This is a genomic window from Solicola gregarius (genome assembly GCF_025790165.1).
GTDB lineage: Bacteria > Actinomycetota > Actinomycetes > Propionibacteriales > Nocardioidaceae > Solicola > Solicola gregarius.
This window is the reverse complement of record NZ_CP094970.1, coordinates 4,799,444-4,821,322: the sequence shown is the minus strand read 5'-3', so window position 1 is coordinate 4,821,322 and position 21,879 is coordinate 4,799,444. Positions and strand designations below refer to the sequence as shown.

At 68.2% G+C, this 21,879-nt stretch carries 21 protein-coding genes and 1 pseudogene; 11 read left to right on the top strand and 11 right to left on the bottom strand.

All coding sequences use genetic code 11. The features are described from left to right. Positions 1–12: 12 nt before the first annotated feature. Positions 13–585 (top strand): PspA-associated protein PspAB, encoded by a 573-nt coding sequence (pspAB, locus tag L0C25_RS23505; RefSeq protein ID WP_271634262.1) that lies wholly within the window; start codon positions 13–15, stop codon positions 583–585. A 151-nt stretch (positions 586–736) separates the two neighbouring features. Next, positions 737–1,669, top strand: coding sequence for a M48 family metalloprotease (locus tag L0C25_RS23500; protein WP_271634261.1), 933 nt, complete (start codon positions 737–739; stop codon positions 1,667–1,669). 7 nt (positions 1,670–1,676) lie between these two features. Here the strand turns inward: L0C25_RS23500 and nadA are convergent, their stop codons facing one another. Further along, positions 1,677–2,843, bottom strand: coding sequence for a quinolinate synthase NadA (gene nadA, locus L0C25_RS23495; RefSeq protein ID WP_271634260.1), 1,167 nt, complete (start codon positions 2,841–2,843; stop codon positions 1,677–1,679). A 112-nt stretch (positions 2,844–2,955) separates the two neighbouring features. Further along, positions 2,956–3,846 carry a GNAT family N-acetyltransferase gene (locus L0C25_RS23490; protein WP_271634259.1) on the bottom strand — a complete coding sequence of 297 codons (891 nt, stop codon included), beginning with the start codon at positions 3,844–3,846 and terminating at the stop codon, positions 2,956–2,958. A gap of 36 nt (positions 3,847–3,882) precedes the next feature. Between L0C25_RS23490 and L0C25_RS23485 the strand changes: the two genes are divergently transcribed. Next, complete coding sequence (locus tag L0C25_RS23485; RefSeq protein WP_271634258.1) at positions 3,883–4,992, top strand: glycerate kinase family protein; 1,110 nt, start codon at positions 3,883–3,885, stop codon at positions 4,990–4,992. 7 nt (positions 4,993–4,999) lie between these two features. Here L0C25_RS23485 and L0C25_RS23480 read toward each other — a convergent pair whose 3' ends face one another. After that, positions 5,000–5,563, bottom strand: coding sequence for a GNAT family N-acetyltransferase (locus L0C25_RS23480; protein WP_271634257.1), 564 nt, complete (start codon positions 5,561–5,563; stop codon positions 5,000–5,002). 169 nt (positions 5,564–5,732) lie between these two features. Here L0C25_RS23480 and L0C25_RS23475 point away from each other — a divergent pair, with 169 nt between their 5' ends. Further along, positions 5,733–6,095: a HesB/IscA family protein gene (locus L0C25_RS23475; RefSeq protein WP_271634256.1), complete on the top strand. Its 363-nt coding sequence runs from the start codon at positions 5,733–5,735 to the stop codon at positions 6,093–6,095. Between the two features lie 102 nt (positions 6,096–6,197). Continuing rightward, a complete protein-coding gene (locus L0C25_RS23470) occupies positions 6,198–7,208 on the top strand; it encodes a carbohydrate kinase family protein (RefSeq protein ID WP_271634255.1) in 1,011 nt (336 codons plus the stop codon). Here L0C25_RS23470 and L0C25_RS23465 read toward each other — a convergent pair. Together L0C25_RS23465 and L0C25_RS23460 are read right to left on the bottom strand one after the other, a co-directional pair. Then, the gene (locus L0C25_RS23465; protein ID WP_271634254.1) at positions 7,205–7,453 is read right to left on the bottom strand and encodes a sulfurtransferase TusA family protein; all 249 of its coding nucleotides are present in this window, start codon (positions 7,451–7,453) and stop codon (positions 7,205–7,207) included. The two genes, L0C25_RS23470 and L0C25_RS23465, sit on opposite strands and share 4 nt — an antisense overlap. Next, positions 7,450–8,622 (bottom strand): cysteine desulfurase family protein, encoded by a 1,173-nt coding sequence (locus tag L0C25_RS23460; protein ID WP_271634253.1) that lies wholly within the window; start codon positions 8,620–8,622, stop codon positions 7,450–7,452. Before L0C25_RS23460 ends, L0C25_RS23465 begins: the two co-directional genes overlap by 4 nt. Before the next feature lie 193 nt (positions 8,623–8,815). Between L0C25_RS23460 and ctaC the strand changes: the two genes are divergently transcribed. The 4 genes from ctaC to L0C25_RS23440 all read left to right on the top strand — a co-directional run bounded on the left by ctaC (position 8,816) and on the right by L0C25_RS23440 (position 13,120). Further along, positions 8,816–9,613: an aa3-type cytochrome oxidase subunit II gene (ctaC, locus tag L0C25_RS23455; protein WP_456299987.1), complete on the top strand. Its 798-nt coding sequence runs from the start codon at positions 8,816–8,818 to the stop codon at positions 9,611–9,613. Beyond that, positions 9,610–11,370: an aa3-type cytochrome oxidase subunit I gene (gene ctaD / locus L0C25_RS23450; protein ID WP_271634252.1), complete on the top strand. Its 1,761-nt coding sequence runs from the start codon at positions 9,610–9,612 to the stop codon at positions 11,368–11,370. Before ctaC ends, ctaD begins: the two co-directional genes overlap by 4 nt. Then, positions 11,367–11,762 (top strand): cytochrome c oxidase subunit 4, encoded by a 396-nt coding sequence (locus tag L0C25_RS23445; protein ID WP_271634251.1) that lies wholly within the window; start codon positions 11,367–11,369, stop codon positions 11,760–11,762. Before ctaD ends, L0C25_RS23445 begins: the two co-directional genes overlap by 4 nt. 131 nt (positions 11,763–11,893) lie before the next feature. Then, on the top strand, positions 11,894–13,120 hold the full coding sequence (locus tag L0C25_RS23440; RefSeq protein WP_271634250.1) for a L,D-transpeptidase: 1,227 nt from the start codon (positions 11,894–11,896) through the stop codon (positions 13,118–13,120). A 491-nt stretch (positions 13,121–13,611) separates the two neighbouring features. Here L0C25_RS23440 and qcrB read toward each other — a convergent pair. The 4 genes and pseudogenes from qcrB to ctaE all read right to left on the bottom strand — a co-directional run bounded on the left by qcrB (position 13,612) and on the right by ctaE (position 17,952). Then, positions 13,612–15,319, bottom strand: a pseudogene (gene qcrB / locus L0C25_RS23435) (cytochrome bc1 complex cytochrome b subunit). Further along, a complete protein-coding gene (gene qcrA / locus L0C25_RS23430; RefSeq protein WP_271634249.1) occupies positions 15,319–16,386 on the bottom strand; it encodes a cytochrome bc1 complex Rieske iron-sulfur subunit in 1,068 nt (355 codons plus the stop codon). Before qcrA ends, qcrB begins: the two are co-directional and overlap by 1 nt. Then, the gene (gene qcrC / locus L0C25_RS23425) at positions 16,383–17,222 is read right to left on the bottom strand and encodes a cytochrome bc1 complex diheme cytochrome c subunit (RefSeq protein WP_271634248.1); all 840 of its coding nucleotides are present in this window, start codon (positions 17,220–17,222) and stop codon (positions 16,383–16,385) included. The genes qcrA and qcrC overlap by 4 nt, the downstream gene beginning before the upstream one ends. 82 nt (positions 17,223–17,304) lie before the next feature. Continuing rightward, positions 17,305–17,952 (bottom strand): aa3-type cytochrome oxidase subunit III, encoded by a 648-nt coding sequence (gene ctaE / locus L0C25_RS23420; RefSeq protein ID WP_456299986.1) that lies wholly within the window; start codon positions 17,950–17,952, stop codon positions 17,305–17,307. Between the two features lie 108 nt (positions 17,953–18,060). Here ctaE and L0C25_RS23415 point away from each other — a divergent pair, with 108 nt between their 5' ends. Together L0C25_RS23415 and trpD are read left to right on the top strand one after the other, a co-directional pair. Continuing rightward, complete coding sequence (locus L0C25_RS23415; protein WP_271634246.1) at positions 18,061–18,483, top strand: Rv3143 family two-component system response regulator; 423 nt, start codon at positions 18,061–18,063, stop codon at positions 18,481–18,483. A gap of 4 nt (positions 18,484–18,487) precedes the next feature. Next, positions 18,488–19,537, top strand: coding sequence for an anthranilate phosphoribosyltransferase (gene trpD, locus L0C25_RS23410; RefSeq protein ID WP_271634245.1), 1,050 nt, complete (start codon positions 18,488–18,490; stop codon positions 19,535–19,537). 95 nt (positions 19,538–19,632) lie between these two features. On the opposite strand, the gene L0C25_RS23405 is transcribed toward trpD, so the two are convergent. Beyond that, positions 19,633–19,908 (bottom strand): Lrp/AsnC family transcriptional regulator, encoded by a 276-nt coding sequence (locus L0C25_RS23405; protein WP_271634244.1) that lies wholly within the window; start codon positions 19,906–19,908, stop codon positions 19,633–19,635. Positions 19,909–19,962: 54 nt separating this feature from the next. Then, positions 19,963–21,717 carry a DEDD exonuclease domain-containing protein gene (locus tag L0C25_RS23400; RefSeq protein ID WP_271634243.1) on the bottom strand — a complete coding sequence of 585 codons (1,755 nt, stop codon included), beginning with the start codon at positions 21,715–21,717 and terminating at the stop codon, positions 19,963–19,965. Positions 21,718–21,879 lie beyond the last annotated feature (162 nt).

The window sequence follows — 21,879 nt, the reverse complement described above, 5'->3', positions numbered from 1 at the left end:
AGCCTGGCGCGCATGGGTTTCTGGAGCTCGATCATGGGGCGTTCCAAGCCCCCGGCCGCCGACCTCGATGCGCTTTTCGCGGTTCCGAACGCCGCGCTGACGCTGGAGGCCGGGGGAGGCTTCCTGCCGACGGGCTCCGGCGCCGTGTGCTATCGCGCCAGCGAGGGGGCGGCGTTCGGCACCACGCAGAGCGACGTCGTCGAGCTCCTCGACGCCGACGGCGGCCCGAAGGTCGAACGCAGCGAGGACTCGTACGGCTTCACCTGGTTGCTCTGCCAGCAGCGTCCCGACGACGTGTCGGGGCTCGTCACCGACCTGCATGCGATCAACACTTCCCTGCAGGACAACGGGTTCGGCACCGCCTTGCTGTGCTCGCTGGTCAACTTCACGGGCGCCGACGGTAAACCGCTCGCACTCGTCTACCTCTACAAGCAGGGCACGTTCTACCCGTTCGCCCCGCTCGGCCCGAACAAGCGCGACAACTCCGTCGAGCTGCAGGTCCGTGGTCTGATCGAGAACGACGTACCACTCGAGAAGGACCTCCAACGCTGGTTGGGTGTCTGGGGCGCGCCCGGCCTGGGTTGACGTTCCACCGCTCACGGGCAAACCGCGCCGCTCCCTGGCAAGTTTGCTGGGTAGGGCGCGGATTACCACGGGCCCATGGTAATCCGCGCCTGGGTCGGGCCGATGCGCCGAGCGCCGGACGCCTGGCCCCGCCCGGCCGTATCCTGCTCCGATGCCGACGACCCGCTTTCGCTCCGATCCGCAGCTGACCGCACGCATGGTGTGCGTTGTCGTGCTGGTGATCGCCTTCCACGCTGTCGTGTTCGCGTACCTCGCGTACGCCTCGGATGTGGTCATGGCGGCGGTCCTGATCGGTGGCGCGTTGCTCGCCCAGTGGTGGTTCGGCGACCGTGCCGCCCTCAAGGCGCTCGGCGCCCGCACCGTGACGGCCGAGGAGCAACCCGAGCTGCACGGTGTCGTCGACCGGCTCTGTGCGCTGGCCGACAGGCCGAAGCCCACGGTCGCGATCGCCGAGCAGCCGTACGCGAACGCGTTCGCCGTCGGCCGGTCGCCGCGACACGCCACGGTGTGCGTGACCACGACGCTGCTCGATGTCCTCGACGGCGACGAGCTCGAGGCCGTCATCGCGCACGAGCTCGCGCACATCGCGCACCGCGACGTCGTGGTGATGACCGGAGCCGCGTCCTTCCGGCTGCTGTTCGAGGCGGCCGGCCGACGTGTCCAGGACCAGGACGCCGAGGGCGACGACGGGAAGCGGCCGGCGACAGGCCCGGGCGCGACGCAACAGCGCTCGAAGTTTCGGTGGTGGATGATCGTGTTCTGGCTGTATGCGCTCGTCTACTACATCAGCGGCCTCCTGGGCAGCGCGCTCTCGCGCTACCGCGAGCTGAGCGCCGACCGCAGTGCCTCGTACCTGACGGGGAACCCGACCGCCCTGGCTTCGGCTCTCACGAAGCTGTCCGGCGGGAGCGAGCAGATCCCGGACCGTGACCTGCGCGCGGTGGGGTCGGTTGGCGAGATGATGTTCGTTCCGATGCGTCAGGTCGGCTACCTCAGGTCCAAGTTCCAGACGCATCCGCCGGTCAGCGAACGCCTCGACGCACTCGCCGACGTCGCCGCGGACCTCGGTCGTCCACTCGGCTGACGCGCGGTCAGCCAGGCAGGGCGAGCATCCGGTCGAGTGCGACCCGTGCCCAGTGCGCCGTGTCGTCGTCGACCCTGATCTGGTTGACGACGGTTCCTTCGACGAGGCTCTCCAGCGCCCACACGAGGTGCGGCAGGTCGATCCGGTTCATCGTCGAGCAGAAGCACACCGTGCGGTCGAGAAACATCACCCCCTTGTCCGGATGCTCCGCCGCCAGCCGCTGTACGAGGTTGAGCTCGGTGCCGATCGCCCACGCCGTGCCGGCGGGAGCCTCGGCCACCGTCGTGATGATCGCCTCCGTGGAGCCGACCCGATCGGCCGCGAGCACGACCTCGTGCGTGCACTCGGGATGCACCATCACCGTCACACCGGGCACCCGCTCGCGTACGTCTGCGACGGACTCCGCGCTGAATCTGCCGTGCACCGAACAGTGCCCCTGCCACAGCACCATCCGCGCCGACGCGAGGTCGTCATCGGACAGTCCTCCCGAGCGCCGGCGAGGGCCGTAGACGACGCAGTCGTCGAGCGCGAGGCCCAGGTCGCGTACGGCGGTGTTGCGGCCGAGATGCTGGTCGGGGAGGAACAGTACCTTCGTGTCGGAGCCGTGTCGCTCGTACGCCCAGCGGAGCGCACGTGCGGCATTCGACGACGTGCACACCACACCACCGTTGCGCCCGCAGAACGCCTTGATGTCGGCAGAGGAGTTCATGTACGTGACCGGCACGGTCACCTCGGCCACGCCCGCATCGGTCAGCGCGTCCCAGGCGTCCTCGACCTGGTCGATGCGTGCCATGTCGGCCATCGAGCAGCCCGCGGCGAGATCCGGCAGGATCACGCGCTGGTCGTCGCCGGTGAGGATGTCGGCCGACTCCGCCATGAAGTGCACGCCGCAGAACACGATGTACGGCGCATCCGGTCGCGCGGCGGCCTGCCGGGCGAGCTTGAACGAGTCGCCCGTGACATCGGCGAACTGGATCACCTCGTCGCGCTGGTAGTGGTGGCCGAGCACGAACACCGAGTCGCCGAGCGCCGCCTTCGCGTGACGTGCCCGCTCGACGAGGTCGGGGTCGGATGCGGGTGGCAGCGTGCCGGGGCAGGCGACGCCGCGTTCGGAGTCTGGGTCGGAGCTTCGGCCGAGTACGAGCAGCGGGACGTCCACCGGGTCGTTGGTCACGCGCCGACTATGGCACAGGTCGGTCGGCGGCACTGTTGCCTTCGTCGCAATGCCCACGGGGCGGTCAGAGGCTGTGCTGGCTAAAGGCTGTGCTGACTAAAGGCTGTGCTGACTAAAGGAAGTGCGGGCTCGGGACGTACGGTGCCGGCGGCTTCATGAACCGCAGCGCGAGGTAGCCGCGCTGGTACACCGACAGCCTGGCCTCCATCGCCACGTCGATCGCCCAGTCCTGCTCGCCGGTCAGGTGGTCGACGGTGACCTGCTCGCCCTCGGGCACCGCCGCGAGCGCGTCCCACAACAGCCGGCTCGCGGTACGCCTGTTCGTGGCGGCCAGGAGGTACGCGCCGCCCGACGGCAGGATGTACACATAACCGCTGCCGGTCGAGTCGTCGACGACGCGCAGCGCGAACTCGGCCGCCATGAACTCGTGGTCGACGAGATGCGCCGCGTCGCGGGTCTGTCGGTCGATCGAGTTCATCAGGTCGAGGTCACCGAGGCTGCCGTCGCGCACGTGCTCGACGACCGGGATACGCGAGCGGTCGACGACTCCGTGGACGAGCATGTGGGGGTGGATCGTGAAGCCTGCCTGGTGATAGCGCCGTACGGCACGAGGATCCTGCGACGCGTCGATCATGCCGCGCACACAGCCCTGCGAGTACGCGAGCGCCGCCTCGAGCAGCCGGGAGCCGACGCCCTTGCCCTGCGCGCCGCCGCGTACCGCGAAGCTGGAAAGCATCCACATCGTCTCGCGGCGAAGCGACGTCGCAACGCCGACGAGGCCCTCGTCATCCTCGGCGACCCAGCACCCCGGCGCGTCGTACGCGAGGAAGTGGGCGCACCGATCGCGCCATGCCGATCGTCGGTCGTCGCTGCGGGCCTCGGGCGCCGGCCAGTCGGCCGGGTTCGTCGCCACGTCGAGAGCATGGAACGTGGACCCGGTCAGCGCCTCGGCGGCATTGATGTCACCCGTACGCATCGGTCGTACCGTCATGTCCAGCGTCATGCGCCCAAGGTAGTGGGCACATGCGAGGATTCGCCCATGCACGTGCTGATCGCGCCGGACAAGTTCGCCGGTACGTTGAGCGCCGTCGAGGCGGCGCATGCCATTGCCGAGGGATGGGCCGCGCAGGCCCCCGACGACGAGCTCCACCTGGCCCCGATGGCCGACGGCGGTCCGGGGTTCGTGTCGGTGCTGCACGAGTCACTGGGCGGCGACCTGGTCGCGGCGACCGTACGCGGGCCGCTCGGCGCACCGACGCCGGTCACCATCCTGCGACACGAAGGCACGGCGTACGTCGAGTCGGCTCAGGCGTGCGGTCTGCACCTGGTCCCCGAAGGCGAGCGCGATCCCGAGCGCTCGTCGACGTACGGCGTCGGCGAGGCCATTGCCGCGGCGGCCGACTCCGGCGCCGACCGAGTTGTCGTCGGGCTCGGCGGCAGCGCGAGCAACGACGGGGGAGCGGGCCTGCTTGCGGCGCTCGGTGCCGACGCCGACGTCCCACTCGACGCGGGGGTCTCCGGGCTCGCCGGTATCGGGCGGTTCGAGCTCGAGGCCGCGCGAAAGCGGCTCGACGGAGTCGACCTGGTGATGGCCAGCGACGTCGACAACGTGCTGCTCGGGATGTTCGGCGCGACGAAGACGTTCGGCCCGCAGAAAGGGGTCGCCGAGGCCGACATCCCCACGCTCGACGCGCTGCTCGACGCGTTCGTGGTCGCCGCGTGCGGGCCGACCCCGCCCGAGCGGCGGGTCGCGGACGCACCCGGTGCCGGTGCCGCGGGGGGTCTCGGCTTCGGACTCCTGCTGCTCGGCGCTCAGCGCCAGTCGGGCATCGAGCTGGTTGCCGAGGCCGCCGGGATCCCCGCGCTCGCGCGCCGCTGCGACGTCGTGGTCACGGGGGAAGGCGCGTACGACTTCTCCTCGCGTGGCGGCAAGGTCGTCTACGGCGTCGCGCAGATCGCCGCGGAGGCGTTGCGGCCGTGTGTCGTCGTCGCCGGGCAGGTGCTGGTCGGATCCCGCGAGATGCGTGCGATGGGGGTCGAGTCGGCGTACGCGATGGTCGACGTGGTCGGCGAGGAGGCGTCGTTCGCCGATCCGGCCGGCAGCCTTGGCTCGCTCAGCCGGCGGGTCGCGCGTACCTGGTCGCGTTAGCGCCCGGTCAGCGCTGCCACTCCTCGCGCAGGATCGCGTACGACGCGCCGTCGATCCAGCCGCGGGTCTGATGCCAGGAGTCCTTGACCGCGTACTCCTCGCGCCGCATGCCGATCTTCTCCAGGATGCGGGCCGACGCGCGGTTGTCGACGTAGCAACCGGCGGTGACGCGGCGTACGCCGAGGTCGTCGAACGCCATCACCAGCAGCTCGGTCGCGAGCTCGGTGGCGATACCCCGCCCGGCGTACGCGGGGTCGAGGATGTAGCCGAGCAGCGCCTGGCAGCCCTGGGTCTCGGGCGCGTGGTCCTGGCCCATGCCGTCGGTGATCTCGAGCATTCCGTCGCCGATGACTCGTCCGTCGAGCTCGGCGACGACCGAGTAGTCGCGCGGGTCGTCAACGGCGCCGAGCCGCGCCTTGCGGAACGCGGCCGGGTCGATCTCGGTCCTGAGCAGCCACTCATAGACTCGTGGGTCGGTGTGGTACGCCAGCATGGTGTCGATGTCTTCGTCGCGTACGGGACGAAGATCGAGCCGCTCTGTGCGGCGGGTCAGCACCTCAACCTTGTTCACCGTGACTTGCTATCAGCCAGGCACCGGCGCGGCAACCGAATTCGAGGCGCACTGACGACCCGCCTGGTAGGCCGAGCCGCCGCGAACCCGTACGATGGGGAATGGAATCGGCGGTCACCGCGTTACCAACGTTCGACCACCGGCGTATCCACGAGTTCGGGAGTATTGAATGACTGCACAAGGGACCTCAGAGGTCGAAGCGCCCGCCGAGGGCGTCACGCTCACCCCGGGTGCCGCGGCGAAGGTCAAGAGCCTGCTCGACCAAGAGGGGCGCGACGACCTGCAGCTGCGCATCGCCGTCCAGCCCGGTGGATGCTCCGGACTCCGCTACCAGCTGTTCTTCGACGAGCGCAATCTCGACGGTGACGACACCCACGAGTTCGACGGGGTCGCCGTGGTGGTCGACCGGATGAGCGTTCCGTACCTGCACGGCGCGAAGATCGACTTCGTCGACACGATCGAGAAGCAGGGCTTCACGATCGACAACCCCACCGCGACCGGCTCGTGCGCGTGCGGAGACTCTTTCCACTGATCGCCGCGGGTCGTCGGCCGCGCTGACGGCCCCGACTCGCATCTCCTCGCGAGCTGACGTACGTTGAGGGCGCTCGACCTCCGGGTCGGGCGCCCTCTCGTCATGTCAGCCCATCCGCTCGGAGTGTCCGTGTCGATTCTCGTCACCGGTTCCATCGCAACCGACCATCTGATGTCGTTCCCCGGCAAGTTCAAGGACTCGCTCGTCGTCGACCAGCTCGACAAGATCTCGCTGTCCTTCCTCGTCGAAGACCTCGATATCCGCCGGGGTGGCTGCGCGGCCAACATCGCGTTCGGGCTCGCCGCTCTCGGGCATCGTCCCCTGCTCGCCGGAGCGGTCGGCGAAGACTTTCGCGACTACCGCGCCTGGCTCGAGCGACACGGTGTCGACTGCTCGCCGATCTACGTCTCCGAGACCCGGCACACCGCCCGGTTCGTGTGCACGACCGACGAGTCGATGGCCCAGATCGCGTCCTTCTACTCGGGCGCGATGAGCGAGGCACGAGAGATCGAGCTCGGCCCCGTCGCCGACAAGTACGGCGCTCCCGACGTCGTGGTGATAGCGCCGAACGATCCCGAGGCGATGCTGCGGCACACCGACGACTGCCGGTCACGCGGGTTCGCGTTCGCCGCCGATCCGTCGCAGCAGCTCGCCTGGGCCGACGGAGATGTGATCCGCCGGTTGATCGACGGTGCGACGTACCTCTTCAGCAACGAGTACGAGGCCGCGCTGATCGAGCAGAAGACCGGTTGGGGGCGCGACGAGGTCCTCAAGCGGGTGGGTACGCGAGTCGTCACCCTCGGCGCCGCCGGCGTGCGGGTCGAGCAGGAGGGTGAGACCGACATCGTGGTCCCGGCCATCGCCGATTTGAACGCCGTCGAGCCGACGGGCGTCGGTGACGCCTTCCGGGCCGGGTACCTCGCGGCCATCGAGACCGGCCTCGCGTCCGAGCGTGCCTGCCAGGTCGGCTGCACGATCGCCGCGAGCGTCGTCGAGACGATGGGCACCCAGGAGTACACCCTGTCGGCGGCCGGGTTCCTGCGGCGCATAGAGACGACGTACGGAGCCGACGCCGCCGACGAGATCGGGTCGCGACTCACGCTGCCCGTCTAGGTCCGACCCGGCTCGCGCCGAACGCGTACCTCGAAGGTGCTCGCGGTCGAGTCCGGGTCATCGTGCTGGTGCACCAGTTCGTGACGGCGCATCCGGCACCATGCGGGTACGTCGACGCGCGCCGCGGCGTCATCCGTGCGCAGCCGGACGACTGTGTCCGGCTCGGCGCCCTGCGTTGCGCCCGCGAGCTTGATCACCGGCATCGGGCACAGCATCCCGCGACAGTCGAGCTCGATCTCGCTCACGTCCGCACACCGTCCACCTGGCTGCGGACGTCTGCCACAACGGACACGAGTGCGTCGACGAACCGGCGTACGTCGTCGTCGGTGGTCGAGCAGGTCACCGACACGCGTACGTTCCCGTGCGTGAGCGCGCCCATCGCGGCGAGCACATGGCTCGGCTCGAGCGAGCTGGACGTGCAGGCGGAACCGCTCGCGACGGCGAACCCGCGACGGTCGAGCTCGGTGACGAGCACCTCGCCGTCGACGTACAGGAACGAAAGGCTCGCAACGTGGGGGAGTCGGTTGGCTCCGGTGGGGCCGATCACGTCGACATCGGGAACGCGACGCGCCACCTCCGAGCGGAGGAGCTCGGTGAGCGCGTGCTGGTGGGCGGCGCGTACGTCTCGCGCGGACTCCATCTCGACGAGTGCGACCGCCGCCGCGACGATCGCGGGCACGTTCTCGAAGCCCGGTGCCCGCGGGTCGAGCCGGTCATCGGCAGGTCCGGTCGGGCGCCACCGCACCCGCTTGCGTACCGCGAGCACGCCGACACCCGCCGGCCCGCCCCACGCGTTGGCGCCCGCGGTCGCCACGGACCACCCGGGCACGGGAGGCAGACGGCCTGCCACGCCCGTCAGGTCGCAGCACCAGGGCACGCCCGACCGGTCCGAGGCCTCGGCGAGCGCGCCCGTGGGTTGGACGGCTCCGCTCTCGAGGTTCGCCGCCTGCACTGCGATGGCGGCCGCATCGCCCGCCGCCAGGGCTTCGTCGACCGCGTCGACGGGTACGGTTCCGGCCGCCGAAACGGGCAGGGACCTGACGCCACCACCGGCGGCCTCGTGCGCTTCGGCCGTGTGCAGGACGCTCGAGTGCTCGACCGCGCTGTGGACCAGGAGCGTGCTGTGTCGCGCGCGCCCGCGTACGAGCCCGGTGAGCCCGCGCACGACCGCTTCGGTGCCCGACGCCACGAAGGTCACCTCGTCGGGTCGGCAGCCGATCACGCCGGCGACGGACTCGCGCGCCTGGTCGTACAGGGAGCGGGCGCGACGTGCGTCGCTGTGGAGGCGCAAGGGGTCGGCCCACCCCTGATCGAGCGCCGCGAGGTACGCGTCCTTGGCCGCGGGACGCAGCGGCTCGATGGACGCGGCATCGAGGTAGACGCGTTCGGATGCCGAAACGTCGGTGTCACCCACCCGACGACCGTACCCACACCAAGATCGCAGCAGTGATTGGAGTATGGTGCGGACTGAAATCGCCATCGCCGTAGTGACGCAAGAAAGGCGCCTCGTGGGTCCCGAACTCCCCCAGAATGACGCGGCTCGCGCTGCCGGTCGGCGTCGGCCGACTCGTAGCGCGCGCGTCCTGCGGTCCGCCGCTCTTCTCCCATTGGCCCTCGTGCTCGCGAGCTGCTCCAAGGACAGCGACAACGAGTGGCTGCGGATGGCACTCCCGAAGTCCGCCAGCACCGACGGCGAGCAGTTGTTCGGCCTGTGGCTCGGCGCATGGATCGCCGTCGGCGTGACGTTCTTGATCGTGTTCACGCTGATCATCTGGTCGTCGATCCGCTACCGGCGTCGTTCCGACGACTACGTCCCCGTGCAGGTCCGCTACCACCTGCCGATCGAGATGCTCTACACGGTTGCGCCGGTGATTGCAGTCGCTGCCTTCTTCTTCCACACCGTCGAGGTGCAGAACGACATCACCGAGGAGTCGAAGAACCCCGACCACGTGATCACCGTGGTCGGCCAGAAGTGGGCCTGGACGTTCGACTACATGGGCGAGGATGCCGTCAACGGCAAGGATGTCTTCGACGCCGGAGCACCCGACGACATCGCCGACCTCTACCTGCCGGTCGGTGAGTCCGTACGCTTCGAGCTCCGTTCGCCCGACGTCATCCACTCGTTCTGGATCCCCGAGTTCTACCGCAAGCTGGACGTCGTACCGGGCGAGGAGAACTCGTTCGAGGTGACCCCCGATCGGGAGGGCACGTTCAAGGGCCGCTGCGCGGAGCTGTGCGGCATGTACCACTCGCGGATGCTCTTCAACGTCCACGTCGTCTCGCCGGAGGAGTACGACGCGCATCTTCGCGAGCTCGAGGCCGACGGCAACGTCGGTGCGCCGATGGGCGGCGCCGAGAGCCACACGATCAAGGGCCTTGAAGAAGCGGAGGAGGAAGCCTCGTGACCGCCACCGACATCCCGGGCACCACGACGACGGTACGCCCGCGGCCGAACACGCTCGGCAAGAGGATCGTCAAGGTCATCACGACGACCGATCACAAGGTCATTGGCACGCTCTATCTGGCGACGTCGTTCGCGTTCTTCATCTTCGCCGGTGTCCTCGCACTGTTGATGCGCGCCGAGCTCGGCGCGCCTGGCACCCAGATCGTCAGCGACGAGACCTACAACCAGCTGTTCACGATGCACGGCACGATCATGCTGCTGCTTTTCGCGACACCGCTGTTCGTTGGTTTCGCGAACTGGATCATGCCGCTGCAGATCGGCTCGCCCGATGTCGCGTTCCCGCGGCTGAACATGTTCAGCTACTGGCTGTTCCTGTTCGGCGGCCTGATCGCTGCGGCGGGCTTCGTCTCGCCCGGTGGCGCCGCCAGCTTCGGCTGGTTCGCGTACGCCCCGCTGTCCGACGCGGTGAACTCGCCGGGCGTCGGCGGCGACCTGTGGGTGATGGGCCTGTGGATGGCCGGCCTCGGCACGATCCTCGGTGCGGTGAACTTCGTGACCACGATCTTCACGATGCGCGCCCCGGGCATCACGATGTTCCGGATGCCGATCTTCACCTGGAACATCCTGGTGACGAGCCTGCTGGTGCTGATCGCGTTCCCGATCCTCGCCGGTGCGCTGCTGATGCTGGAGGCCGACCGACGGCTCGGCGCGAACGTCTTCGACGCCGCGAACGGCGGTGCGATCCTATGGCAACACCTGTTCTGGTTCTTCGGGCATCCGGAGGTCTATATCATCGCGTTGCCGTTCTTCGGCATCGTGACCGAGATCCTGCCCGTCTTCAGCCGCAAGCCGATCTTCGGCTACATCGGCCTGGTCGGCGCAACCCTCGGCATTGCGGTGCTCTCCGTCGCGGTGTGGGCGCACCACATGTTCGTCACCGGCGCGGTCGACCTCGCGTTCTTCTCGTTCATGACGTTCCTGATCGCAGTGCCGACGGGCGTGAAGTTCTTCAACTGGATAGGCACGCTCTGGGGCGGGTCTCTGAGCTTCGACACGCCGCTGATCTTCTCGCTGGGCTTCCTGGTGACCTTCCTGTTCGGCGGCCTGACCGGCATCATCCTGGCGTCACCGCCGCTGGACTTCCAGGTGTCCGACTCGTACTTCGTCGTGGCGCACTTCCACTACGTCGTGTTCGGCACGGTCGTCTTCGCGATGTTCGCCGGCTTCTACTACTGGTGGCCGAAGTGGACCGGCCACATGCTCGACGAGCGGCTCGGCAAGATGCACTTCTGGCTGCTGTTCATCGGCTTCCACCTGACCTTCCTGGTCCAGCACTGGCTCGGCATCGAGGGCATGCCACGCAGGTACGCCGACTACAGCAGCGCCGACGGCTTCACCATCCTGAACCAGGTGTCCACGATCGGAGCATTCCTGCTCGGCGCCTCCACCCTGCCGTTCATCTGGAACGTCTGGAAGTCGCGACGCGGGCCGAAGGTCGACTGCGACGACCCGTGGGGTTGGGGCCGTTCCCTGGAATGGGCGACGTCCAGTCCGCCGCCGCGGCACAACTTCACGTCGCTTCCGCGCGTACGCTCCGACAGCCCGGCGTTCGACCTGCACCACCCGGAGGTTGCCGCCCTCGACGTCATGGACGACGAGTCGCTCCACGACGCGCCGAGCACGACGGGCCGCGACGAGGCGATCGACGATGCCCGCGAACGGCGTGACGACATTTCGAGCACGGAGGACGACAAGTGAGGCTTGAAGCCTGGATCATCGGGTTCTGTGCCATCTTCTTCGCGGTCGTCGCCCCGATCTACTGGTTCATGAGCGAGGACCCGACCGGTACGAGCGCGCTCGTGATGACGACGCTGCTCGCGGCGCTGATGACGTTCTACTTCGCGGTCGTCGCCAAGCAGATCGATGCGCGTCCCGAAGACCGAGACGACGGGGAGATCGTCGAGGGTGCCGGCGAGCAGGGTTTCTTCCCGCCGTACAGCTGGTGGCCGTTGTTCTGCGCGCTTGCGGTCGGCGTGTGCGTGCTCGGCGTCGTGATCGGCTGGTGGCTGTTGATCATCGGTGCGGGCGTCACGGCGGTGACTGTGTGTGGTTTCGTCTTCGAGTACTACCGCGGAGTGCACGCGCACTGAACGGCGCGCGGTACTCGCCGAAACGTCGGGCGAGTCACATCGGGTCGTGGCGCGCACGTACGTATGGGTGGTCTTGCTAGGCTGTAGGCTGAACTGTCCTCTTCAGCGATCCATGCACGGGGCTTAACTGTATGTCGAGTAATCACGCGCGCCGCCGTCTGCTGACCGTCGCAGCCGTCACCGCGACCGCAGTACTGACGCTCACTGCCTGCAGCGGCAACCCAGTGACCGGTGACGATGGTGACGACGCGTCGCCCGCGGCAGCCGAGAATGAAGAGGCTGCCGATCCCGTCAAGTTGACGCCCAACGTCCGCGACGGCGCCAAGGGCGTCAAGGTCGACAAGGTCGTCGAGGTGTCGGCGGCCGGGGGCTCGATCGACAAGGTGAGCATGTTCGCCGGCACCGATGCGCCGAAGAACCAGGTCGAGGGCGAGCTGAACGGCAACGAGACGGCCTGGCAGGCGAGCGGATCGCTCGAGCCCGGCAAGACCTACAAGGTCGTGATGCAGGGCCAGAACGCCGATGGCGATGCCGTCACCGAGCGTTCGTCGTTCACGACGCAGGCACTCACGCTCGATCAGCAGACGTACGCCAGCATCGCGCCGCTCGATGGTGCGACCGTCGGCGTTGCGATGCCGATCATCGTCACCTTCGACATCCCGGTCCAGGACAAGGCGTCCATCGAGCGCAAGCTCGAGGTGGAGTCCGAGCCGAAGGTCGAGGGCACCTGGAGCTGGATCAGCGACACCGAGGTGCACTTCCGGCCCAAGGAGTACTGGCCCGCCGGCTCGAAGGTCACCGTCAACGCCAACGTGAACAGCGTCAAGGCCGGCCCGAACCTCTGGGGGCAGGAGGACAACTCCGCGACGTTCACGGTGGGCGATGCCGTCGAGAGCGTTGTCAACGTCTCCGGCCACAAGATGACCGTCAAGGTCAACGGCAAGGTCGCGCGTACCCTCCCGATCACCACCGGCAAGGCCGGCTTCGAGACCCGCGCCGGCACCAAGGTGATCATGGAGAAGTACGACGTCAAGCGGATGGACGCGGCGACGACGGGCATCTCCGAGGACGACCCGGAGTACTACGACATCCCCGATGTGCAGTACGCGATGCGCGTCACGTACACGGGCGAGTTCATCCATGCCGCGCCGTGGTCGGTCGGCTCACAGGGCGCCGCGAACGTCAGCCACGGATGCACCGGGCTGAGCACGGCCGATGCCCTCTGGTACTACAACCGCTCCAACATCGGCGACCCGGTGAAGTTCATCAACAGCCCGCGCACCCTCGAGGACGGCAACGGCTGGACCGACTGGGACGAGTCGTACCAGGAGTTCAAGCAGGGCAGCGCGCTGTCCTAGCGGCCGTCCGCTTCCGCACCGCTGCACCTTGCCCCGCGAACGCCGTTCACCTTGCCACGCGGATTACCATGGGCCCATGGTAATCCGCGCCGCTACCGGGCAAGTTTGCCCCCTAGCGGCGACAACTTGCCATGGGGCGTACGACGTCACCCTGGACGCATATTAACGTTGGGCGCGATCCTGATGCATGGTGGTCGCCAGGGCCGGCCACTATGCATGACGACCCGTCCGACAACGGAGCTGCGGCCGCTCACCCGTTCTGGCGGAGATCGCCCCGAGCCCGTACGTTCGTCGGGCTGACCGTGAACGGCGTGTTCTCGAGGCCAGACGCTGGCCGAGGATGCCGGCAATATGCGGTCAAGCGACCACGTCGCGGCCTGCGCCGTGCCCGCGTGCCGGCCCGGCCACGGTCGAGTCCGTACGCCGACGCGGCTACCGCCTCGCTTGCTGAGAGGCGATAGCCGCGTGCGTACCGGTCGAGCTGTCGTGGGTCAGTGGCTGCGGGGGATACCCGTCTCGCTGACGCCGGTGAACTCGTCGTCGCCGGCCTCGAGCTCGCCGTGACCACCGTGGTGCTCGTTGGCCTCTTCGAGCTCCTGGCGGGTCGGCTTCTGGATATCGGAGCCGTGGAAGAACCCGGACAAGCGGGCGCGTGCCTTCGCGATGCGTGAGTGCGGCGCGTGGACGCCGTTCTCGTCGACGTCGTCCGGTAGCTCGTGGACCGTCGGTCGGTTGTGCGCGGTCAGCTTGTGCACGTGCTCGGCGTCGAGCGGGGCATGCCGCTCGGAGTACGCCCCGTCGGGGGAGCGCTCGATGATGCCCGTCTCGTAGCCGTGGAGCACCCGTTCGACGTCCTGACGCTGCAGCGCGATGCAGATACGTTTGGTGACCAGGAACGCGATCACCGGCGCGACGAACACCAGCACCCGACAGGCCCACGTGATCGCGAAGATGTCGAGATGGAACACGACCGCGAGGATGTCGTTGCCACCGGCGATCCAGAACACGCCATAGCAGGTGATGCCGGCGACTCCGAACGCGGTACGCGTCGGGTTGTTGCGCGGACGCTCGAGCAGGTGGTGCTCACGCTTGTCGCCGGTCACCCACTGCTCCACGAACGGATACAGCGCCAATACGGTGAACAGCAGCCCCATCAGACACACCGCGGGTAGGAAGACGTTCCAACTGAACGTCCAGCCCCAGATGGTCCACTCCCAGTTGGGCATGATTCGGACCGCACCCTCGACCCAGCCCATGTACCAGTCGGGCTGTGAGCCCGCCGTGACTTGCGACGGGTCGTACGGGCCGTAGTTCCAGACCGGGTTGATCTGGAAGAGCGCACCCATCAGCGCGGTCGCGCCGAAGACGATGAAGAAGAAGCCGCCGGCCTTCGCGGCGTACACCGGCAGCAGCGGGTAGCCGACGACGTTCTTCTCGGTGTGTCCGGCACCCGGCCACTGCGTGTGCTTGTGGTACACGAGCAGCAGCATGTGTGCGCCGATCAGGCCGAGCAGGAGCGCCGGAACGAGCAGGATGTGCACCATGTACAGGCGCGGTATCAGCACGTCGCCAGGGAACTCCCCGCCGAAGATGAAGAACTTCGAGGTACGAACCGACGATCGGGATCGAGCGGATCAGTCCGTCGACGAAGCGAAGCCCGGTGCCCGACAGCAGGTCATCGGGAAGCGAGTAGCCGGCGAAGCCCTCGATCAGGCCCATCGACAGCAGGCCGACGCCGATCAGCCAGTTCAGCTCGCGCGGTCGACGGTACGCGCCGGTGAAGAAGACCCGCAGCATGTGCACCAGCATCGCCGCGATGAACAACATCGCCGCCCAGTGGTGGATCTGGCGCATCAACATGCCGCCGCGGATGTCGAACGAGATGTGCAGCGTCGACTCGTACGCCGCCGACATCTCGATGCCGCGCAGCGGAGCGTACGACCCGTCGTAGACCGTCTCGGTCATGCTCGGGTCGAACCACAGCGTCAGGAAGACGCCGGACAGCAGCAGGACGACGAAGCTCCACAAGGCGATCTCGCCGAGCATGAACGACCAGTGGTCGGGGAAGATCTTGCGCAGCTGCCCCTTGGCGAGCGTGGCGAGACCGACGCGGTCGTCGAGCCACTCGACCGGACCGGCGGCCTTCTTGCCCACGCCGGTTTCCTGAATGCGGTTGGATCCTTCGGTGGTGGCACTCATCACGGTTCCTGGTGGATCTCGGGAAAGCTCGGCCCGACGACGTCTTCGAAGTCGCCCATTGCGATCAGGTACCCCTCATCATCAACCCCGAGCTGCAGCTGCGGCAAGGCTCGATGTGCGGGACCGAAGATGACCTTGCCGCCGTCGGCCAGGTCGAACGTCGACTGGTGGCAGGGGCAGAGGACATGGTGCGTCTGCTGCTCGTACAGGCTGATCGGGCAGCCGACGTGGGTGCAGATCTTGGAGTAGCAGAGGATGCCGTCGATGCTCCAGTTCTCGCGGCCCTCGGGTGCGGTGATGTCTTGCGGAGGCATCCGCATCAGGATGACCGCTGCCTTGGCCTTCACCTGCAGCGCCTCGGTGCCGTGGATGACCGGCTCGCCGTCCTCGTCGACCTCGAACAGGATCTCGGGCTCGGCGTTGGTGAGCTGGCCCTCCTCGATCTCCGACGGCCGGATCGGCTTGCCCGACACGTCGTTGGCGATGCGCATGCCCTTGGTCCACACGGTGTTGAACTGCTTGTCGCCCGGGAGCGGGCCGAGGTCGCGCAGCAGCACGATCGCCGGCAGGCCGAGTATGCCGAGCGCACCGAACAGGCTGTTGCGAATCAGCGGGCGACGACCGAAGCCGGACTCGTTGACGCCCTCGTTGAACATGCCGAGCGTGGTCTCGCGGTCTTCATCCGACGAACGCGCCGGGTGGCGCATCTCGATGACCTCGTGGTCGGCCATCAGCTTCTTCGCCCACTGGATGGCGCCGAGACCGATCAGCAGCAGCGAACCGCCGAGGGTGAGGCCGAGCGCGAAGTTCTGGGCGGTGAAGCCGAGGAAGGTCGTCGTGGTGTCGAGCGGGACCGCGAAGTAGCACACGCAGAACGCGAGTGCGAGCAGGGCTGCGAGGCCGAACATGCCGGCGACCTGACGCTCCGCGCGACGCTCCTGCGCCGGGTCGACGTCGGTGGGACGCCACTGGTGCTCGGGGAGTCCGGGGTTCGGCATCGGGTCGCTGGGATCGGCGGGGTCGATGTCGTTGCGAGGCTCCTCGCCGCGGGGTTCGATCTCACTCATGCCTCGACCTCACCCTTCTTCCGCTTCGAACGCACGCTCTGGGTCGCGATCCAGGTCGCGGCGCAGACCAGGCCGCCGATGCCGACGATCCAGGCGAACATGCCCTCCGACACGGGCCCGAGGCTGCCGCCGCCGATGCCGCTCTGGGGGGTGTCGCGCATCGCCTCGATGTAGGCGATCATGTTGCGCTTCTGCTCGGGGGTGATCACGTCGTCGGAGAAGACCGGCATCTGCTGCGGTCCGGTGATCATCGCCTCGTAGATGTGCCGCGCGCTGGTGTCGGTGAGCGCGGGCGCGTACCGGCCGCTGGGCAGTGCTCCACCGGCGCCGACGGAGTTGTGGCACGCCGTGCAGTTGGTGCGGAAGAACTCGCCGCCCTCGGCGAGCTCCTCGTCGGTCACGTCGGAGGTGTCGGTGTACTGCTCGTCGGGAACCTCGGGGCCCGGGCCGAGCGACGCGACGAACGCGGCGAGCTGTTCGACCTCCTCGTCGGTGTAGACGGGGGGCTTGGCGGGGGCCTGCGGTGCCGCGTTGGTCATCGGCATCCGGCCCGTGCCGACCTGGAAGTCGACCGCGGCCGCGCCGACTCCGACGAGCGTCGGGCCGTAGTTGCGGTCGCCCTTGGTGCCGACGCCCTCGGCGTTCTTGCCGTGGCAGCTCGCACACCCGACGAGGAACAGCTGGCGACCGGCTTCGATCTTCTGGGCGTCTGCCGTCTCGGCGTCTGCCGTACGCGGTGCCGCCGCGTAGTAGACGCCGCCGGCGACGATGAGGCCGAACAGCAACACGACGAGGCCGGCCATCCGGTGCCGGCGACGCGTGGACAAGAACCGCACGGGGTGGACCTCGTTCCGTCTCGTTTTTCTGGGGCGGGGAGCTGCGATGAAGTTGTGTGCAGGCGTGCGTGCTGCCGGGCAGCTACTGAATCAGGTAGATCGTGGCGAACAGTCCGATCCACACGACGTCGACGAAATGCCAGTAGTACGAGACGACGATCGTGCTGATCGCCTGCTCGTGGGTGAACTTGCGGGCCATGAACGTACGGCCGATGACGAGCACGAACGCGATCAACCCGCCGATCACGTGCAGACCGTGGAACCCGGTGGTGAGGTAGAACATGCTGCCGTACGGCGACGAGGGGATCGTGACGTTCTCGTGCATCAGCTCGACGTACTCGACCGCCTGACCGGCGACGAAGACGGCGCCCATCAGGTACGTGAGTACGAACCACTCGCGCATGCCCCACTTGCCGACCTGGAACACGCTGCCGACACGGCCGACACGGCCGCGCTCGGCGGCGAAGACGCCCCACTGGCAGGTGACCGACGACAACACCAGGATGGTGGTGTTGGCGGTCGCGAACGGGACGTTGAGCTTCGCGGTCTCGAGCTCCCAGAGCTCGGGGGTCACCCCGCGGATCGTGAAGTACGCGGCGAACAGCGCCGCGAAGAACATCAACTCGCTGGAGAGCCACACGATCGTGCCAACGGTCACCATCGAGGGACGGTTTGGCTGGCCGTGCAGCCTGGACGCCGGAATCGCGGATGTTGTCGCCACGAGAGCCATTATGGACCGTAGGTTTCGGCACTCTCCACGCACCCCCGTAGCGTGTTGCACGTACCAGGTGGGCGGGCGTCGTACGCCACCGGTGCTGCTTTCCCATACGATGGCGCCGTGACCGACCGTACAGACTCCCGACCCCTGAAGGTGCTCGTCTACAGCGACGACTCCGACACCCGGCAGCAGGTGCTGCTCGCGCTCGGCAAGCGGCCGCATCCGGACCTGCCGCCGTTCGAGTACGTCGAGTGTGCGACCGAGCCCGTCGTGATCAAGACGATGGATGCGGGCGGCATCGACCTCGCAATCCTCGACGGTGAGGCGGTGCCCGCCGGCGGGATGGGTGTCGCGCGCCAGCTCAAGACCGAGATCTACCGCTGCCCACCACTGCTCGTCCTCACCGGGCGGCAGCAGGACGCATGGCTGGCGACGTGGTCGCTCGCGGACGGCGTCGTCGCGCACCCGATCGACCCGGTCATGCTGGCCGAAGCCGTCATCGAGCTCGTCCGGGGTGCTCATTCGCTCCCGGCGTCCTCCTGAGCCGATGGCAGCGGAGGCGTACACCTGGCCGACCGTGCTCGGTGCGCTCGTCGACGGCGACGACATCGACCGTGCCGCGGCGGCCTGGGCGATGGACGAGATCTTCTCCGGCGCCGCCTCCGCGGCGCAGATCGCCGGTTTCGTCGTAGCGCTGCGCGCCAAGGGCGAGACCGTCGACGAGGTCGAGGGCATCGTCGCCGCGATGTACGAGCACGCCGAGCCGTTGTCTGTCCCGGGTCGCATCGTCGACATCGTCGGCACGGGCGGCGACCGCGCGAAAACGGTGAACATCTCGTCGATGTCCGCCGTCGCGATGGCCGGCGCGGGCGCCGTGGTCGTGAAACACGGAAACCGCGCCGCATCCAGCTCCAGCGGGTCGGCAGACGTGCTCGAGGCGCTCGGCGTACGCCTCGACCTCCCGCCCAACCGGATCGCCGAGGTGGCCGACGAAGCCGGCATCACGTTCTGCTTCGCGCCCGTCTTCCACCCGTCGATGCGATACGCGATCCCGGTGCGCGGCGAGCTCGGCATCCCGACGACGTTCAACCTGCTCGGCCCGCTGACCAACCCCGCCCGGCCGGATGCGCTCGCCGTGGGCTGCGCAGACGCGCGCTCGGCGCCGATCATGGCCGGCGTCCTCGCCCGTCGCGGTGTCGACGCGCTGGTCTTCCGCGGCGACGACGGACTCGACGAGCTCACCACGTCGACGACGTCGACCGTATGGACGGTCGCACGAGGCACGGTCGAGCCGGCGTCGATCGCACCGGAGGACGTCGGTGTCGAGCGGGCGCCGATCGAAGCGCTGCGCGGCGGCGATGCCGCGCACAATGCAGACGTCTTCCGGCGCGTACTCGCCGGCGAGCAGGGCCCGGTACGCGACGCCGTGGTACTCAACGCGGCCGCGGGTCTGGTCGCGCGCGATGCGATGAGCGGCCCGTTGGTCGACCGCATGCGCGGCGCGGCAGAGCGCGTACGCGAGTCGCTCGACAGCGGTGCGGCCCGCGGCGTACTCGATCGCTGGGCGAAGGTGACCCAGCGGATCGCGGCCGGCTGAGGCGCGTTCCGCCCGCCGAGCGCCCGCCCGCCGAGCAAATAGACATTTGTTATGCCCTGGCATAACAAATGTCTATTTGTCTGGGTGGCCCCGGCTCAGATGCCGATGCTGAACGCAGACTCGAGGTCGTGGCGCGAGAAGGTCTGGAACGCGATGTGCGTCTCGGTCGAGCTCACGCCCGGCACCTTGTTGACCTTGTCGGCGATGACGGCGGCGATGTCCTCGTGTCGGCGCACGCGCACCATCGCGATCAGGTCGATGTGGCCGGTGACGGAGTAGACCTCACTCACGCCGTCGAGCGCGGCGATCCGTTCGGCGACCTCGGGGATGCCGGCGACGTCGGCCTTGATGAACACGATCGCGGTGATCACGCTGCCTCCTGGTCGGTACGTGGACGAGTCGTGGTGAAGCCTAGTACGGACCGTTCATCTGGTCGGCTGGTGCACGGTGCGCGGCATCCGACGCTCGTCGAACGGGACGACCGAGGTGGCCTCGACGGCGTCGTACGTCGCGAGATGGCGAGTCGCCCCGCGTACCGGACACATCCAGTCGCCGTCGACCTCGATCAGCCGGGTGCCCTCGCCCTCGAGCCAGCTGAGGACACGTTCGGTCTCCTCGGTCGAGGCCGCCGGTGCCGGCCCGAAACCGGGGAGCACGGTCTCGGCCCCGATGCGGAGGCGCTCGACCCACTCGCGCGCGTCTGCGCCGTCCGGGATGACGCCCGCGGCGCACAACCGGCCGTAGCGGACGACATGCACCACCCACCGGCCGTCATCGCCGCGGCGGGCAGCGACGAGATCGCGGCACGTGGTGAGTGCCGTCAGGCGTTGGGTGCGTGCCGTCGCCCGGAGGAACGAACGGAGCCGGTCGCGTTGGACCTGTGCATCCTCGAAGCGGGTCTGGTCGGACAGCCGGGCCATCTTGAGATCGAGCGCCGCGATCACCTCGGCCGGGTCGCGCAGCATGGCTTCACGTACGCGCTCGACCTCGTGTTGGTAGTCGACCGATGAGACGGACTGGTCACACGGCGACATGCACACGCCCATCTCGGCGAGGGCGCACGGCGATCGGCTCGGCACCTTGGGCATCCGACCGGTGCACTGCCGGATGCCGAACGCCTCGTGCAGTGCGGCGACGGCGCTGTCGGCGGTGCGCCGGCTGCCGAACGGGCCGATGTAGTCGGCCCCGTCGTCGCCGATCGACCGCACGAGCGACAACCGCGGCCACGGCTCGCGGGTGAGCTTGACCCAAATCGCGCGCTCCGGGAAACGCGAACGCTTGTTGTAGCGGGGTTTGTGGGCTGCAATCAGGCGCAGCTCGCGTACCTGTGCCTCGAGCGTCGTCGCACACTCGATCGCCTCGACCCGCTCGGCGAGCCCCACCATCTCGCCCATCCGGCTGCGGGTCTCGCTCGAGGTGAAGTACGAGCGAACGCGCGCGCCGATGTCCTTGGACGTGCCGACGTAGAGCACGGAGTCCTGGGCGTCGCGGAAGAGGTACACACCCGGTGAGTGGGGCAGGCCCTCGGCGAGGTAGCGCTTACGGCGTTGGGTTGTGCTCACCTGGCTGCTGAAGGTCGAGAGCTCCTCGACCGTGTGTACGCCGACGTTGCCGAGTCGTGCGATCAGCGAGTGCAGGACGTCGACCGTCGCGCGGGCGTCTTCGAGGGCGCGGTGATTGGGCGTCGTTGACGCGTGGAAGATCCGGGCGAGCGTCGACAGCTTGCAGTTGGGCGCCTCGTCACGGGTGAGGACGCGCCGCGCGAGCTTCGCCGTGTCGATGACGTCGAAACCCGGCCAGGTATGACCGAGCTCACCGGCGAAGTGTCGGAGGAAGCCGACATCGAACGGCGCGTTGTGGGCCACCAGCACGCACCCCTTGGCGAACTCGAGGAACGAGGGAAGCGCCGTGTCGATCCGGGGCGCGGACGCGACCATCGAGTCGTTGATGCCGGTGAGCACCGCGATGAACGAGGGAATCGAGGTGTGCGGACGTACGAGGGTCTGGAACTCCGAGACCACCTCGCCGGCGCGCACCTTGACCGCACCGAACTCGGTGATCTCCGACCCGGCCGACGCGGAGCCGCCCGTCGTCTCGAGGTCGACGACGCAGAACGTCGCGTCGCGCAAGGCCGTACCGAGCTCGTCGAACGTGCCCTGCACGGCTCGAAGCGCGGTCATATTGGCACCGTACGACCGGGTACTGACAGAACCGCTGAAGACACGACGGCGGGTCCGGACCGCCCGCGTGCGTACGGCGGTTAGCGTTGCCGGTCTCGGAAGTGGCGTGCGGGGATGACCGGGCACGGCATACGCTCGAAGGAGGGACTCTACGGCGGGGGG

Excerpts from the sequence above, each read along its gene's own strand:
- L0C25_RS23485 (WP_271634258.1), top strand. The coding sequence starts at position 3,883 with ATGCACGTGCTGATCGCGCCGGACAAGTTCGCCGGTACGTTGAGCGCC.
- L0C25_RS23475 (WP_271634256.1), top strand. The coding sequence starts at position 5,733 with ATGACTGCACAAGGGACCTCAGAGGTCGAAGCGCCCGCCGAGGGCGTC.
- L0C25_RS23440 (WP_271634250.1), top strand. The coding sequence starts at position 11,894 with ATGTCGAGTAATCACGCGCGCCGCCGTCTGCTGACCGTCGCAGCCGTC.
- ctaE (WP_456299986.1), bottom strand. The coding sequence starts at position 17,952 with ATGGCTCTCGTGGCGACAACATCCGCGATTCCGGCGTCCAGGCTGCAC.
- L0C25_RS23400 (WP_271634243.1), bottom strand. The coding sequence starts at position 21,717 with ATGACCGCGCTTCGAGCCGTGCAGGGCACGTTCGACGAGCTCGGTACG.
- L0C25_RS23490 (WP_271634259.1), bottom strand. The coding sequence starts at position 3,846 with ATGACGCTGGACATGACGGTACGACCGATGCGTACGGGTGACATCAAT.
- pspAB (WP_271634262.1), top strand. The coding sequence starts at position 13 with ATGGGTTTCTGGAGCTCGATCATGGGGCGTTCCAAGCCCCCGGCCGCC.
- qcrA (WP_271634249.1), bottom strand. The coding sequence starts at position 16,386 with ATGAGTGAGATCGAACCCCGCGGCGAGGAGCCTCGCAACGACATCGAC.
- L0C25_RS23500 (WP_271634261.1), top strand. The coding sequence starts at position 737 with ATGCCGACGACCCGCTTTCGCTCCGATCCGCAGCTGACCGCACGCATG.
- trpD (WP_271634245.1), top strand. The coding sequence starts at position 18,488 with ATGGCAGCGGAGGCGTACACCTGGCCGACCGTGCTCGGTGCGCTCGTC.
- L0C25_RS23470 (WP_271634255.1), top strand. The coding sequence starts at position 6,198 with ATGTCAGCCCATCCGCTCGGAGTGTCCGTGTCGATTCTCGTCACCGGT.